The organism is Pseudomonas sp. ES3-33 (genome assembly GCF_000952175.1).
GTDB classification, from domain to species: domain Bacteria; phylum Pseudomonadota; class Gammaproteobacteria; order Pseudomonadales; family Pseudomonadaceae; genus Aquipseudomonas; species Aquipseudomonas gregormendelii.
On the sequence record NZ_JZRI01000046.1, the window covers coordinates 83,779 to 97,236 of the forward strand.

The following is a 13,458-nucleotide window of genomic DNA, read 5'->3' on the forward strand; positions in this document are numbered from 1 at the left end:
AGACGCAATGGATGCTCAACAGCAACGTACTTAGAAAGCTCGACATGCAGGACCTCATGGTGTTCGTTGCCGTGTACCAGCAACACAACGTCACCGCCGTGTCCGAAGCCCTGTGCGTCAGCCAGTCGACTGTGAGCTACTGCCTGAAAAAACTTCGCGCGGCTTTTGCCGATGAGTTGTTCCTCTACAGTCGTTCCGGCATGCAGCCCACTTACAAAGCCGACAGCATGTACCCGCACGTGTTGAAAGTCCTCGAACACATCAACCTGTGCCAAGCCGGCTCAACGACCTTCGACCCCGCCCTGCGGCCAACCACCTTCAACCTGTGCGCCCCGGAATATTTCGAACAACTAATCCTGCCACGCCTGCTCAAGCACTTCGCGTTTGCCGACTGGCCGGTGACCGTCAACGTGCACAAACTCGAATCCGACATCCCGGCCCAAGCCCTGCGCGACGGCAGCCTCGACCTGGTGATCTGCTTCGGCCCGAACTTCCATCGCAGCCACGGCGACATCAAGTCGGCGACGCTGCTGGAAGATCAACTGGTCTGCGTCTTCGACAAACCCGCCGCCCCCGGCGAGCCCCGGTTGAGCCTGGACGAACTCGTCGAACGCCGCCACGTGTTCCCCACCCCGTGGACTTCCAGCAGCAACATGGTCGACGGCTGGCTGGCGCAACAGGGGCGCAGTCGCCAGATCGTAGCGCGGGCCAACAGTTATGGCGCGGCGTTGAAGATGATCAAGGGGACGGAGTTCATTGTGATGTTGCCGAAGCGGATTCAGCAGTTGCTTGCTGGCGATGGCGGGTTTGGGTGTTGCGCAGCGCCGGTTGGGTTGCCAGGTTTTTGCCTGGATATGCAGTGGCATCAGGGAATGGAGAAAGATGGCGCTAATGCCTGGTTACGCGAGCAGATCGATCTGGCATGTGACCGGCAGAGCAAGTAGCGCAAGGACCAGGGCTCACACTGTGATGGGTGAGCCTGTTCCAATCCCAAGTGAAGATAACTGGCTGACAGCTCCAACCCAATCAGTGCCCAACCGCCGTCTTCGCATAAGACTCCCGATCAATATCCAGAATCTCCACGCACAACTGCACGTCCACCCCCACCGGCCATTCACACAAATCCTGCACCACCGCCAACAGGCTCTCCGACAGTTGCTTCTTGATCTGCGGCGATCTCCCGCTGAGCAGCGCCAGCTTCACATGCACAAACCCACGCTCGGCCATGGCGGTACCGACCTTGAAGGTCTCGACTTTGATCGCGCGGCTTTTGATGTCGAATTCGGCAGCGAACTGGCCGGAGCCCACCAAGGTGTTGTTCAGCCGGATCAAGGCGACGTCGGCGTTCAGGCCTGGCAGGTTGGCGGTGTATTCCATGTGCAGGTGGGGCATGTCGAATGCTCTTTGGAGTGGCGGGAGGGTCGTACGTATAGCACAGAGTTTACGGGCTCACGGCGCTGGGGGCATAAGATCGGTCGCGCTCATGAAGGTTTCCAGGCGTTTGCGCAGCCAGCGTTCGGCCGGGTCGGTGTCGACGTGGCTGAGCCAGACCATCGACAGGTCGAGGGTCGGAGTCTTGAACGGGAATGGCTCTTTGAACAGTGCACCGGACGCGGCCATGGCTTCGGCCGCGTAGTCCGGCAGGCTGGCGATCAGGTCGGTGCCGGCCAACAGCGCGGGCAAGGAGCTGTATTGCGGCACGGACAGCACGACCTGGCGGGTGCGGCCGATCTCTGCCAGCCATTCATCGGCGTAGCCGCTGACGTTGGCGGTGTGGGACACCAGCACGTGGGGACGCGCGCAGTATTCGTCCAGGGTCAGCGGGGTGTCGGACGCATCGGCGCGCAGGATGCTGGGCTGGATGTGCCGCAGCAATTTGCGCTTGGCGTTGGCCGGCAGGCCGCGGGTCTGGCTGATGCCGACAGTGATGTCGCCAGACGCCAGCAAGTCGGGAATGCGCCAGTAGTCGACATGCTGCACCACGAACACCACTTTCGGCGCTTCCTGGCGCAGGGCCCGCAACAGCGGCGGCAGCAGGCCGAATTCGACGTCATCCGACAGGCCGATGCGGAAGGTCATGGTGCTCACTGCGGGATCGAAATCGTGGGTCAGGCTCAGGGCGATCGACAGCGAATCCAGGGCCGGCGAAAGATACTTGATCAACTCTTCGGCGCGTGCGGTGGGTTCCATGCGATGGCCGACCCGAATGAACAATGGGTCGTTGAACATCGTGCGCAGGCGGTTGAGCGCCGAACTGATGGTCGGTTGACCGAGAAACAGCTTCTCGGCAACCCGCGTGACGTTGCGTTCGAGCATCAATGTCTCGAACACCACCATCAGGTTGATGTCGGCCTTGCGTAGCTCATTGCGATTCATCCATTGCCCCCTTGTCCCCCTGAACTGCGGGCAGTGTAGAAAGACCTGGGGCCTGGCGTCCATCGGCATGAACGCCAGCGGCGTGACTTGCACTCACACGGGTAGCGGATAAAGGGCCTCATCGAACTGCGCCAGGCGCGGGAACGTCAGTGGTTGCTCGTCGCTCAGGTGCTCCAGGCGCTGCTGGTAATCGTGCAGGAGACCCTTGCGGGCCTCGTCGCTGATGTAAGGCACGTGCCAGGCGACAAAGGGTTGCAGCACGTCGAAGCCGACGTAGGCCAGGGTGCCGCGCAGGATAGGACGCAGCATGTCTTGCAGCGGACCGTGAATCGCGCCCTCGCCGAACATGTGCTCGCGCCCGCCGAGGGTGACTGTCACCAGCGCCTTCTTGCCGCTCAAACCGCCCTGGTCGTAAAAACGCTTGCCGCCATAACACACGCCGGACACCAGCACCCGATCGATCCAGCCCTTGAGCATGGCCGGTGCGGAGAACCAGAAAATCGGGAAGTTGAGGATCAGCAGGTCAGCCCACAGCAGTTTGTCGAGTTCCTGCTGGATATCCGGCGCCAGGGACTGGCTCTTGACGCCCAGGCGTTGCTCCAGGGCGTACACCAGGTAGTCGGGATTGTCCCGCGAGGAAAAATCATCGGCGCTGGCCACCGGGTTCCAGTTCATCGCGTACAGATCGCTGACCTTGACCTCGTGCCCCTGGGCCTGGAGTGTCGCGACAGCCTGGTCACGCAGGGCTGCGGTGAACGAGTTGGGTTCGGGATGGGCGTGAACGATCAATACTTTCATGGGTATTCCTTGAATGCTGGCACGTTGGGGGGAGTCATACCTGGATCGCCTTCACTTCGACGAATTCGTTAAGTCCTTCCTCCCCCCATTCACGACCATTGCCTGACTGTTTGTAGCCACCGAATGGCGCCTGATAGTTGAACGCCGCGCCGTTCAGAAAACACTGCCCGGCACGCAGCTGCCGCGCCAACCCCAGGGCCCGCTCCCGGTTGCCGGTCCAGACGCCGCTGGACAGGCCGAAAGGCGAGTCGTTGGCCATTTGGATCGCCTGCGCTTCATCGGCGTACGGAATCAGGCACAGCACCGGCCCGAAGATTTCTTCCTGGGCGATGCGCATGCGGTTGTCGACGTCAGCGAACAGCGTCGGACTGACGTAGAACCCGCGCTCGAATTCGTCAGTCTCGCCACCGAGCACCAGCCGTGCGCCTTCCTGCTGGCCGATCTGGATGTAGTCGCGCACGGTGCGCCGCTGGGCCGCAGAACACATCGGCCCAAGGAAGCTCTGCGGGTCCAGCGGATCCCCCATGCGCAAGCTTTGGGCCTCGGCGATGGCGATTTCCACAGCCTCGGCGTAACGGCTCGCCGGCAGCAGCATGCGGGTCAGTGCAGTGCAAGTCTGGCCAGAGTTGATCATCACGTCCTGAACGCCATAGCGCACCGCTGCGGCCAGGTCGGCATCCTCGGCGATCAGCAGCGGCGACTTGCCGCCCAGTTCCAGGCACACGCGCTTGACCGACGGCGCCGCCGCCTGGGCCACACGAACGCCAGCGCCGGTGGAGCCAGTGAACGACACCATGTCCACGTCCGGATGCCTGGCCAGCGCTTCTCCGACTTTCGCACCCGGCCCGCTGACCAGGTTGAACACCCCCGCAGGCAAGCCGATTTCCTCGATCATCTGCGCCAGGAAGAACGCATGCAGCGGTGTTTCCTGGCTCGGCTTGACCACCACGGTGCACCCGGCTGCCAGCGCCGGTGCCAGTTTGCCGATCAACTGATGCAGCGGGTAGTTCCAAGGGTTGATGAACGCGCAAACGCCCACCGCCTCGCGCACCACCCATGAGTTGCCGACCTCGCGGACTTCATCCATCAGGCCGGCCAGTTCGATGTATTGCTCAAGCCCCTCGATGGGCCCGTCCACCTGGACCGCACGGCACCACTGCACCGGCATGCCCAGTTCCGCGGTGATCACTGCGGCCATTTCGTCGGCACGCTCGCGCAGTTGCCCGGCCAGCGCGCGGATGTAGCCGGCGCGCACGCTTGAAGGTGTGCAAGACCATGAACCGAAGGCACGCCGAGCTGCGGCTATCGCGTTGTCGACATCCCGTTCATCGCCCAGCGGCACTGAACCCGCGGCGGTCTCGGTCGCCGGGTTGATCACCTGGGCGACGCCCTGCCCTGACGGCGCCTGCCAGCGGCCATCGATAAACAGCGCTGTGTAATCATGCATAGTGTCGGGTCTCCATCAGTTCACTGGCGCAGCGGGCGATGCGCTGGCAGGCGTCACTCAGGTGTTCTGCCCCCACCACCAGGCCCAGGCGTATATGCCCGGCGGCACTGGGGCCGAAGGCTTCACCGGCCAGGACCGAGACGCCATGGCGGTCGAGCAGACGGTCGGCGAATGCCTGGGCGCTGAGCCCGGTTTCACGTATGTCGACCATCACGAACATCCCGCCATCGGGCATCAGGGGGCGCACGCCGGGGCAGTCGGCAAGGCTGGCGCAGACTAAATCGCGTCGCTGGCGATAGGCATCGCGCATGGCCTGCAACTCCGGCAGGTTGCTTTGCAGCGCCACCACGGCAGCGTCCTGAATGAATTCGGGGGAGCCATACAACATGCACAGCGCAAGGTTTTCCAGGTGCTGCGCCAACGCCGGCGGCGCCACCGTCCAGCCGACTCGCCAGCCGGTCATGGCGTGGGATTTCGACAGGCTGTTGAGCGTCGCGGTGCGCTCGGCCATGCCCGGCAAACTGGCCGGGCTGACGTGCTCGCCCTCGAACAGCAATTCGCTGTAGACCTCATCGGAAATCAACCACAGGTCATGGTCGATGCACAGCCCGGCCAGTGCCTGCCAGGTGGTGCGCGGCAGGCTGGCGCCAGATGGATTGTGCGGACTGTTCAGCGCCAGCGCGCGAGTCCGCGGGCTGATGCGCGCCGCAACGTCTTCGGGTAATACCCGGAAGCCATTCTCGGGCCGCACCGGCACCGGGATCACCACCGCACCGCAGGCCCCGAACACCGCTTCGTAGGTCACGTACATCGGCTCGGCGACTATCACTTCATCGCCTGGATTGAGCACGCACTGGGCCACGCAAAACAGCGCGCACTGGGCACCGGCAAGCACCGTGACCTGGTCGGCCGACACCGCCTGGCCGCTGCGTTGCTGGTGCCGCCTGGCAATGGCTTCGCGCAGGGTGCGTTTGCCGCGCACGTCGGCGTAGTGAGTGTTGCCATTAAGCAGGCTGTCGATGGCCGCCTGGACAATCGGCACCGGGGTGTCGAAATCCGGATCGCCCACGGACAACAGCAGAATGTCTTCGCCCTGTTCCTGCAGCGCCAGCGCGCGGTAATGGATGTCCCAGGCAGCGGCGCCGTCACCGGCGATTCGTTGGGTCAGATCGGAAAAACGCATGGCCTGCTCCTTTTAAAAAAGCCCAAAAAAATGAAAATCAATGCGCGCAGGCATGCTTGAGCTCGATCAGGGTGACGCCGTTACGCTTGAAGCCATGGCGCAGATCGGTCTGCAACTCGGCCAGGCTTTGCGGCTGGGTGACGGTGCAGCCGAACGCGCGCCCGAGGGCGGCGAAATCCGGATTGCGCGGCAACACGCCGATGGGTTCGATGTCCAGGCCCAGCATGTCGTCGCGGATCTGCCCCAGGGCATCGTTGTTCCACAGCAACACGACCAGCGGGCTGTCCAGTTCCTCGACCGCCGTCGCCAGTTCCTGCGCGGTGTAGAGGAAACCACCGTCGCCGACCAGCACCAGCCCCGGCCGATTGGGCGCGCCAAACTTGGCGCCGATGCCGGCCGGCAGGCCGTAACCCAAGGTGCCGTAGCCGGTTGGGTGCAACCAGCTGCGCGGGGCGCGGCTGTTGAAGGCGTAGTTGCCGGTGTAGGCCAACTGGGTCATGTCGGTGCTGATGAAGGCGTTGTCCGGCAGCTCGGCGGCAATGCGCTCAAGAATGCCCTGGTGAATCGACTGCAACGGGCCGTGGCTGTTCTTCACCGCATCACGCAGTTTCGCGACGCTGGCGATTGCTGCGTTGGCATCACGGACGGTGGCGGGCAGACGCTCCAGCAGGCCGGCGAGCGTCTGTTGCGCGTCGCCTTGCAGGGCCACCGCACAGGGATAGAAGTCGTTGAATTTTCGCGGATCGATGTCCACCCGCAGCAGTTCGGCGGTCAACGGCAAGCGCTCGCGCCAGAAATCGGTGTCGGCCATTTCGGTACCGACCGCCAACACCACGTCGGCTTCGGCGATCAGGTTCCAGCCGGGCTCGACGCACAGGCTCGAACCGGCGTTGAGCGGATCATCCGGTGGCAACAGCCCTTTGCCGGCGACGCTGGTGAACAGCGGCGCGGCCAGTCGGGTGCTGATGGTTTGCAGCTCCTGCGTCGCGTGCAGGGCGCCGCCACCGGCAATGATCATCGGTCGCTTGGCGTTTTGCAGCTTGGTCGCGGCGTGTTCCATGGCCGTGTTCGAGGCCGGTCCGCGTCCCGGACGCCGTACCACGTCGTTGCTCCAGTCGCGATTCACTGGCGCCGCCAGCACGTCCAGCGGTACCGAAATGTGTACCGGGCGCGGGCGTTCGCTGTCGAACACGGCATAGGCGCGGGCGATCAATTCGGGCAGGTCCTCGGCACTCAACGCCACCGCCGAGAACGCGGTAATCGGCGCAGTCATGGCGCGCTGATCCTGGGTTTCGTGCAGACAGCCCCAGCCCTTGCCGAGGCTGGCCGTGTGGTTGACGCTGGAGATCACCAACATCGGAATCGAGTCGGCGTACGCCTGGCCGATGCCGGTCGCCGCGTTGGTCACGCCCGGCCCGGTGATGATGAAGCACACGCCCGGTTTGCCGCTGACCCGGGCATAACCGTCAGCCATGAAGCTGGCACCCTGTTCGTGCCGGGTCAGCACATGGCGAATGCCGCTGCCCGGCAGGCCCCGATACAGCTCCAGCGTATGCACGCCGGGAATGCCGAACACGGTGTCGACGCCGTAGTTGGCCAGCAGTCGCACCAGGGCCTGGCCACCGGTCAATGTCTTGGTTTGCATGTTCATATCCTCACTCGTGGCCGAGGCGAATCAACGCATCGACCGCAGTCGTGCCGTGGGCGCCGACCAACAATGGGTTCACATCGAGTTCCAGCAGGGCGTCGGCGTTTTCGCAGGCGTAGTCCGCCACGGCGCGGATCGCCGCCACCAGCGCGTCCAGGTCGGCCGCTTCACGGCCGCGAAAACCTTGCAGCAAACCGGCGCTGCGCAGGCTCAGCACCGCGCGGCGAATGGCGCCATCGGTGGTCGGCAGCAGCAGGCTGCGACTGTCCTTGAGCAGCTCCACCAAAATGCCCCCGGCGCCGATAACCAACGCGAGGCCAAAGTCATTTTCGCGCTTGATGCCGACGATCAGTTCAGCCAGGGGCGGCGTGGCCATGGGTTCCAGCAGCACCTGATCGAAGGGCACGTGCGGAGCGTAATCGGCGATGCTCGCGTGCATTTTTTGCAACGCGGCGCTCAGGGCGGCGGCGTCCTTCAGATTGAGCGCGACCGCACCGGCCTCGGTTTTGTGGGGCAGTTGTGCACTGACGGCTTTGAGCACCAGCGGGTAACCCAACCCATTGGCATCGACCAGTGCATTCGCCGGCGTGCTCAGCACACCGTTGGGCGTCGGCAGGCCAAATGCGCGCAACGCCTGTTTCGAATCCCACTCGTTGAGCAGGCGACCTTCACCCGTCAAAGCTCGAGGGCACAGCGGTACCAGTGCCGACTCGCCGAGCGCCAGCAGTGCCTGGCGATTACGCTGATAACCGGCAATGCGGCCCCAGGCGGCCAGGCCATCTTCGACCCCTTGCAGCGCCGCCACGTCCTGGGCATGCAGGCGCTCGCGGGCGCTGGCCGGCAGCAGCTCGGGGAACGCCGAGGTAACAAAACCGGTCTTGCCGTGACGCACCAGCGCGGCGCAATAAAGCTCAAGCAGCAGGTCGCATTCCTTGCGTTCACCGGTCGATTCCGCCGGATAATCGAGCACCAGCATGGCCGCGTCGGCCTCGGTCCGCAGGGCGCTGTCGAGCATACGGTTCAAGGCTTCGCCGTCACCCCAGATCGCAGTGGTGAAATCCAGTGGGTTGACCAGGTTGGCGTAGCTGGGCAGCACCTGCGCGAGTTCTTCACGCTGGGTGTCGTCGAGCTTGGGCAACGTCAGGTCATTGCGTTCGGCGTAGTCGGCAATCAGGCCAGCGTCACCACCGGAACAGGCCAGGGCGATCAGGCTGTCGCCCGCGGGGAGTTTTCCGCAAGCGGCGGCCTTGAGGGTTTCGACGAAGCTCACCGGCCCGCTGACCCGGATGACGCCCAAGCGTGCAAACAGGCTGTCGTAGAGCGCATCGGAACCCGACAGCGAACTGGTGTGACTGAGGGCCAGTTCGGCACCGATCTGCGACACGCCGGTTTTCAGCGCGATGATCGGAATGCCCTTTTCGAGCGCCTTGTGCGCGGCGCGGGCGAAACCCGGCACGTTCTTCAGCCCTTCAAGGTGCAGGCCGATGGCCGTGACCCGCGGCTCATCGAGTAATACGTCCATCAATTCGGCGACGCCCAGTTGCGCCTGGTTACCCACCGATGCCATGTAGGCCACCGGCAGTGAACGGTCGCTCATGGACAGGTTGTAGGCGAAGTTGCCGCTCTGGGTCAGCACGGCGACGCCCTTCTCCACTGGCTTGCCGCCATGAGCCACCGGCCACAGGGCCGAGCTGTGCAAGTAGTCGAGCAGGCCGTAGCAATTGGGACCGAGCAAGGCCATCTGGCCGGCTGCCTGCAGCAGCTGTTGCTGCAAGGCCTGGCCTTGCGCCCCGGTCTCGGCGAACCCGGAGGCGTAGCATATCGCGCCACCCGCGTCCTTCGCGGCCAACTGCGCCACGGCGGTGAGGGTCAGCTCACGATTGGTCGCGATGAACACCGCGTCCGGGCCACAGGGCAGCTCGGCAATGCTGCGCACACAGGGCACACCTTCGAGGCTTTCATGTTGCGGGTTCACCAGCCACATCTGCCCCTGGTAGCCGCCTTCGGCACAGCGCTGGAGCGCACGGGCCATGCTGCGACCGCCGACGAATGCCAAATGGCGTGGGGCAAGCAGGCGCTTGAGGTTGTCACGAATAGTCTGCGACATGGCAATTCTCCAGGACGATCAGCGCAACAGCGGCCGCAGCAGTTCACGGGAAATGATGTGCCGCTGGATTTCCGAGGTGCCTTCCCAGATGCGCTCGATCCGCGCGTTACGCCAGATGCGCTCCACCGGTCCTTCATCCATCAGGCCCATGCCGCCGAATATCTGCACCGCCTCATCGGCGGTGCGTCCGAGCACTTCGCTGGCGAACAGTTTTGCCATGCCGGCTTCGCCATCGGTCATGGTGCCCTGGTCCATTTTCCACGCGGTATGCAAGGTCAGCAGTTCCGCCGCGCGGATCTGCGTGGCCATATCGGCAAGCTTGAACGAGATGCCCTGATACGTGCCGATCGGCTGGCCGAACTGCTTGCGATCCGCCGCCCATTGCAGCGATACGTCGAGTGCGCGCTGGGCCTGGCCGACGCAGTTGGCGGCGACCATCACCCGGCCGGCCGTAAGCCAGGCGTTGGCCACTTCCCAACCCTTGCCGACTTCGCCGAGCACTTTGTTCGCCGGCACCCGGCAGTCGTCAAAGAACATTTCGAAGGTGTGGTAACCACGGTTGCTCACGCACTTGGGGCCACGGCGAATGGTCATGCCCGGGGTGTCGCGATCCACCAGGAACGAGGTCACGGCGTTGCGCTTGCGGCCGTTGTGTTCATAGGTGTCGGTAACCGCAAAGACTATGGCGAAATCGGCGTGCCCGGCGTGGCTGATGAAGTGCTTGCTGCCGTTCAGGATGAAGTCTTCACCGTCGCGCACGGCGCGGGTCTTGATCGCATTGGCGTCGGACCCGGCACCGGGTTCGGTCAGGGCGAAGCAGTCGATTTTCTCGCCCTGGATGCAAGGCAGCAGGTAGTCGCCGATCTGGCTGCCCGTACAGGCCATGAGGATCTTCGAAGGCCGTGCGACGAACACGTGCAGCGCCCACGAAACCTTCGACAGCTCACGCTCTATCAGCGCCTGGGACAGGTAGTCGAGCCCGCCACCACCGACCTCCTCCGGCATATTGAAAGCATAGAAACCGGCGGCGATGGCTTTGCCGCGAATCTCTGCCGCCAACTCAGGGGAGACTTCGTCTGCACGGTCGACAGCTTCCTCGTGGGGCAGCAGTTCCTTGGCGACAAAGCTGCGTACCGCTTCCACCAACATTTCTTGTTCTTGGGTCAGTTGGAAATTCATGGTGCTACCTGTTGTTCGTTCACGGGGTATGAGGGTGGTGCAGGCTTATTTGCCGACGAAACGTGCCGGGCGTTTTTCCACGGAAGCCCGCAAGGCTTCTGCGCCGTCTTCACTGCGACCACACAGCAGGCCGGCCGCCAGTTCGGCTTGCAGTTGCTGCGGCAGGTCGCGCTGGGCGCCTTCGCGCATCAGTTTCTTGGTCTGGGCGAAAGCGAAGGTCGGGCCGTTGGCCAGGCGCGTTGCCAGTTCGCCGGCGACGTCGAGCAGTTGTTCATCGGCGCACACTTCGCCTACCAGCCCGGTGGCCAGGGCCCGGTCTGCGCCCCACAGTTCATCGAGGAACAGCAGGCGCTTGGCTTGTTCGGTGCCGATCAACCTGGGCAAGTGCCAGCTGGCACCGGCGTCCGGGGAGTACGCCATGCTGGTGTAGCCAGCCTTGAACCGCGCCGACTGCGCGGCCAGGCGCAGGTCACAGCACAAGGTCAGGTCCATGCCGGCGCCGACAGCAGTGCCGTTGATGGCGGCGATGGTGGGTTTTTCCAGGCTGTACAGACGGCTCATCAGGGCGTGGGCGGTTTGGGTCCAGCCATAGGTTTCCAGATCGCCACGGGCTTCGGCTTCGGCCCACTCCGCGAGGTCCGCCCCGGCGCAGAAGCTGCGGCCGCTGCCGGTGAGCACGACAACGCGAACGGCCGGGTCGGCGTTGAATTCGTCCAGCAGGGCGTGCAGGTTTTTCAGGGTCGGGATGTCAAGGGCGTTGCGCTGAGCCGTGCGGTTGAGGGTGATCCAGGCAACGCCTGCTTCGACCTGGCTGAGCAGTGAAGGTTGAGTAGTCATTGCGGGGCCTCGGATTATTCTTGATTGGAATGAGGTGATGCGACTGAGGCCATACTAAACGAGTGTTCAGTAAGGCGGCAATTGGTGGCTAGATCGAGCTAAATTCTTATTATCTAATTGATATATATAGATTTATTGATTATTTAACGGGCTAGAAGGCTGCGCTTGTTACAACTTTGAACAACTGGGCACATGCCCCTACCCATTACAGCGAGAATGACCGTGTTCGCAGCCTTGAAACAAAAAAACGCGACGGTCACCCGTCGCGTTCTTTGTCCGCCTCAAGCCATCAAACAGACGGCAAGCTCGGCGCCAACACCCCCTGACGCTTGCGATAAATCAGGAAGTAAGCGCTGTAACACAGCGCGATAAAGCCACCGCCCCAATACAGTGAAGGCCGTTGCGTCTCGTCCAGTGCCAGGAATACAAACAACGAACAGCACAACACAATGCACGTCAGCGGAATCAGCGGAAACCAGGGCGCACGGTATTTAAGATCGCTCAGTTTGCCGCCCTCACGCAGGTAGGCCTTGCGGAACTTGTACTGCGCCAGGGCAATGACAATCCAGGTCACCGTGCCCGACATGCCGCTCACCGCCATCAACACCATGAACAAAGTATCGGCGGCGACAAAACTGGTCATCAGCGACACCAGCGCAAAGCACAGGGTGATGCTCAACGCCCGCAACGGCACGCCGCGCTTGCTCAATGGCGAGAGGCTTTTCGGGGCCATGCCGGTCTTGGACATTGCCCACAAGATGCGCGTCGAGGCATACAGCCCGGAGTTGCCCACCGACAAAATCGCCGTCAGGATCACGAAGTTCATCAGGTCGGCAGCGTAGGGAATAGCGACCATATCGAACACCTGCACGAACGGACTCTCCATCAGTCCGGCCTGCTGCCAGGGCACGATGGCCGAGAGCACCACGATCGCCAGCACGTAGAAGATCAATACGCGAAACACCACGTTGCGAACCGCACGGGGAATGCTTTTCTCCGGTTGATCGGTTTCGCCAGCCGCCACGCCCATGATTTCGCAACCCTGGAACGCGTACACCACGGTCATCATCACTGCGAACACAGCTGACAGGCCGTTGGGGAACAGTGAGTCGCCAATCAGGTTGGTCATCATCGGCGCCGGCTCGCCACTGGTCAGCGGGATGGCGCCGAAGATCACCAGCACGCCGACCACGATGAACCCCAGAATCGCAGCAACCTTGATCCCGGAAAACCAGTATTCCGCTTCGCCGAACGCACGGGTCGCCAGGGCGTTAAGGCCGAACAGTACCGCGACGAACAAGGCTGACCAGTACCAGATCGGCACGGTCGGGAACCAGCGTTCCATCAACATGCCCGCTGCGGTGAATTCCAGCCCCACGGTGGTGGCCCAGCTCATCCAGTAGACCCAGCCGATCATGAAGCCGGTGCCGGGCCCGATGAATTTGGTGGCGTGAGTCTGGAACGAGCCGGACACCGGCATTTGCACAGACAGTTCACCGAGGCAGACCATCACCAGGTACATCAGGAAGCCGGCGACCAGGTAGCACAGGATCGCCCCGACCGGGCCGCCCTGGTTGATAGTCACGCCGGAGCCCATGAACAGCCCGGTGCCGATCACACCTCCCAGGGACAACATGAAAATGTGCCGGCTTTTCAGGGCGCGGGTCAGGTGGATACCTTGGCGGTCGATTGATTCGCTCATGTCGGCACCTCAGCAGTCGGCGCGGTGCGCGGCGGCTGACAGGACGTCATGGCGCGGGAAAGGATGAGCTTTACGGCAGTTCATTATTATTATCTCCAATAAGCTTCGAAGACCGCGCTGTGGCGGTTGCGTCGATTATTGGAAAGGCATGTAAGTTCGAGTTGAACCTGAGGATCAAAGA

11 protein-coding genes are annotated in these 13,458 nt (G+C 62.9%); 1 reads left to right on the plus strand and 10 read right to left on the minus strand.

What is annotated here, in order from left to right; all coding sequences use genetic code 11:
- Positions 1-11 precede the first annotated feature (11 nt).
- The gene (locus UB23_RS07660) at positions 12-944 is read left to right on the plus strand and encodes a LysR family transcriptional regulator (RefSeq protein WP_045058743.1); all 933 of its coding nucleotides are present in this window, start codon (positions 12-14) and stop codon (positions 942-944) included.
- Between the two features lie 82 nt (positions 945-1,026).
- Here the strand turns inward: UB23_RS07660 and UB23_RS07665 are convergent, their stop codons facing one another.
- From UB23_RS07665 to UB23_RS07710, 10 genes are all read right to left on the minus strand, one after another.
- Complete coding sequence (locus UB23_RS07665) at positions 1,027-1,392, minus strand: 5-carboxymethyl-2-hydroxymuconate Delta-isomerase (protein WP_045058744.1); 366 nt, start codon at positions 1,390-1,392, stop codon at positions 1,027-1,029.
- Positions 1,393-1,449: 57 nt separating this feature from the next.
- Positions 1,450-2,376: a LysR substrate-binding domain-containing protein gene (locus tag UB23_RS07670; protein WP_045058745.1), complete on the minus strand. Its 927-nt coding sequence runs from the start codon at positions 2,374-2,376 to the stop codon at positions 1,450-1,452.
- A 93-nt stretch (positions 2,377-2,469) separates the two neighbouring features.
- Positions 2,470-3,174 carry an NAD(P)H-dependent oxidoreductase gene (locus tag UB23_RS07675; protein WP_045058746.1) on the minus strand — a complete coding sequence of 235 codons (705 nt, stop codon included), beginning with the start codon at positions 3,172-3,174 and terminating at the stop codon, positions 2,470-2,472.
- A 34-nt stretch (positions 3,175-3,208) separates the two neighbouring features.
- Entirely contained in the window at positions 3,209-4,621 is a 1,413-nt protein-coding gene (locus UB23_RS07680; RefSeq protein ID WP_045058747.1) for an aldehyde dehydrogenase family protein, read from the minus strand.
- Positions 4,614-5,804 carry a pyridoxal phosphate-dependent aminotransferase gene (locus UB23_RS07685; protein WP_045058748.1) on the minus strand — a complete coding sequence of 397 codons (1,191 nt, stop codon included), beginning with the start codon at positions 5,802-5,804 and terminating at the stop codon, positions 4,614-4,616. Before UB23_RS07685 ends, UB23_RS07680 begins: the two co-directional genes overlap by 8 nt.
- Positions 5,805-5,841: 37 nt before the next feature.
- Positions 5,842-7,449, minus strand: a complete 1,608-nt coding sequence (locus UB23_RS07690) for a 5-guanidino-2-oxopentanoate decarboxylase (RefSeq protein WP_045058802.1) — start codon at positions 7,447-7,449, stop codon at positions 5,842-5,844.
- 10 nt (positions 7,450-7,459) lie between these two features.
- The gene (locus UB23_RS07695) at positions 7,460-9,559 is read right to left on the minus strand and encodes an acetate--CoA ligase family protein (protein WP_045058749.1); all 2,100 of its coding nucleotides are present in this window, start codon (positions 9,557-9,559) and stop codon (positions 7,460-7,462) included.
- A gap of 18 nt (positions 9,560-9,577) precedes the next feature.
- The gene (locus UB23_RS07700) at positions 9,578-10,738 is read right to left on the minus strand and encodes an acyl-CoA dehydrogenase family protein (RefSeq protein WP_045058750.1); all 1,161 of its coding nucleotides are present in this window, start codon (positions 10,736-10,738) and stop codon (positions 9,578-9,580) included.
- A gap of 45 nt (positions 10,739-10,783) precedes the next feature.
- Positions 10,784-11,575, minus strand: coding sequence for an enoyl-CoA hydratase/isomerase family protein (locus UB23_RS07705; protein ID WP_045058751.1), 792 nt, complete (start codon positions 11,573-11,575; stop codon positions 10,784-10,786).
- Between the two features lie 289 nt (positions 11,576-11,864).
- Positions 11,865-13,277 carry an amino acid permease gene (locus tag UB23_RS07710; protein ID WP_045058752.1) on the minus strand — a complete coding sequence of 471 codons (1,413 nt, stop codon included), beginning with the start codon at positions 13,275-13,277 and terminating at the stop codon, positions 11,865-11,867.
- Between the last annotated feature and the right edge of the window lie 181 nt (positions 13,278-13,458).

Bases quoted from the DNA above. Each gene is read 5' to 3' on its own strand.
- UB23_RS07660 (WP_045058743.1), top strand. From the start codon at position 12: ATGCTCAACAGCAACGTACTTAGAAAGCTCGACATGCAGGACCTCATG.
- UB23_RS07665 (WP_045058744.1), bottom strand. From the start codon at position 1,392: ATGCCCCACCTGCACATGGAATACACCGCCAACCTGCCAGGCCTGAAC.
- UB23_RS07670 (WP_045058745.1), bottom strand. From the start codon at position 2,376: ATGAATCGCAATGAGCTACGCAAGGCCGACATCAACCTGATGGTGGTG.
- UB23_RS07675 (WP_045058746.1), bottom strand. From the start codon at position 3,174: ATGAAAGTATTGATCGTTCACGCCCATCCCGAACCCAACTCGTTCACC.
- UB23_RS07680 (WP_045058747.1), bottom strand. From the start codon at position 4,621: ATGCATGATTACACAGCGCTGTTTATCGATGGCCGCTGGCAGGCGCCG.
- UB23_RS07685 (WP_045058748.1), bottom strand. From the start codon at position 5,804: ATGCGTTTTTCCGATCTGACCCAACGAATCGCCGGTGACGGCGCCGCT.
- UB23_RS07690 (WP_045058802.1), bottom strand. From the start codon at position 7,449: ATGCAAACCAAGACATTGACCGGTGGCCAGGCCCTGGTGCGACTGCTG.
- UB23_RS07695 (WP_045058749.1), bottom strand. From the start codon at position 9,559: ATGTCGCAGACTATTCGTGACAACCTCAAGCGCCTGCTTGCCCCACGC.
- UB23_RS07700 (WP_045058750.1), bottom strand. From the start codon at position 10,738: ATGAATTTCCAACTGACCCAAGAACAAGAAATGTTGGTGGAAGCGGTA.
- UB23_RS07705 (WP_045058751.1), bottom strand. From the start codon at position 11,575: ATGACTACTCAACCTTCACTGCTCAGCCAGGTCGAAGCAGGCGTTGCC.
- UB23_RS07710 (WP_045058752.1), bottom strand. From the start codon at position 13,277: ATGAGCGAATCAATCGACCGCCAAGGTATCCACCTGACCCGCGCCCTG.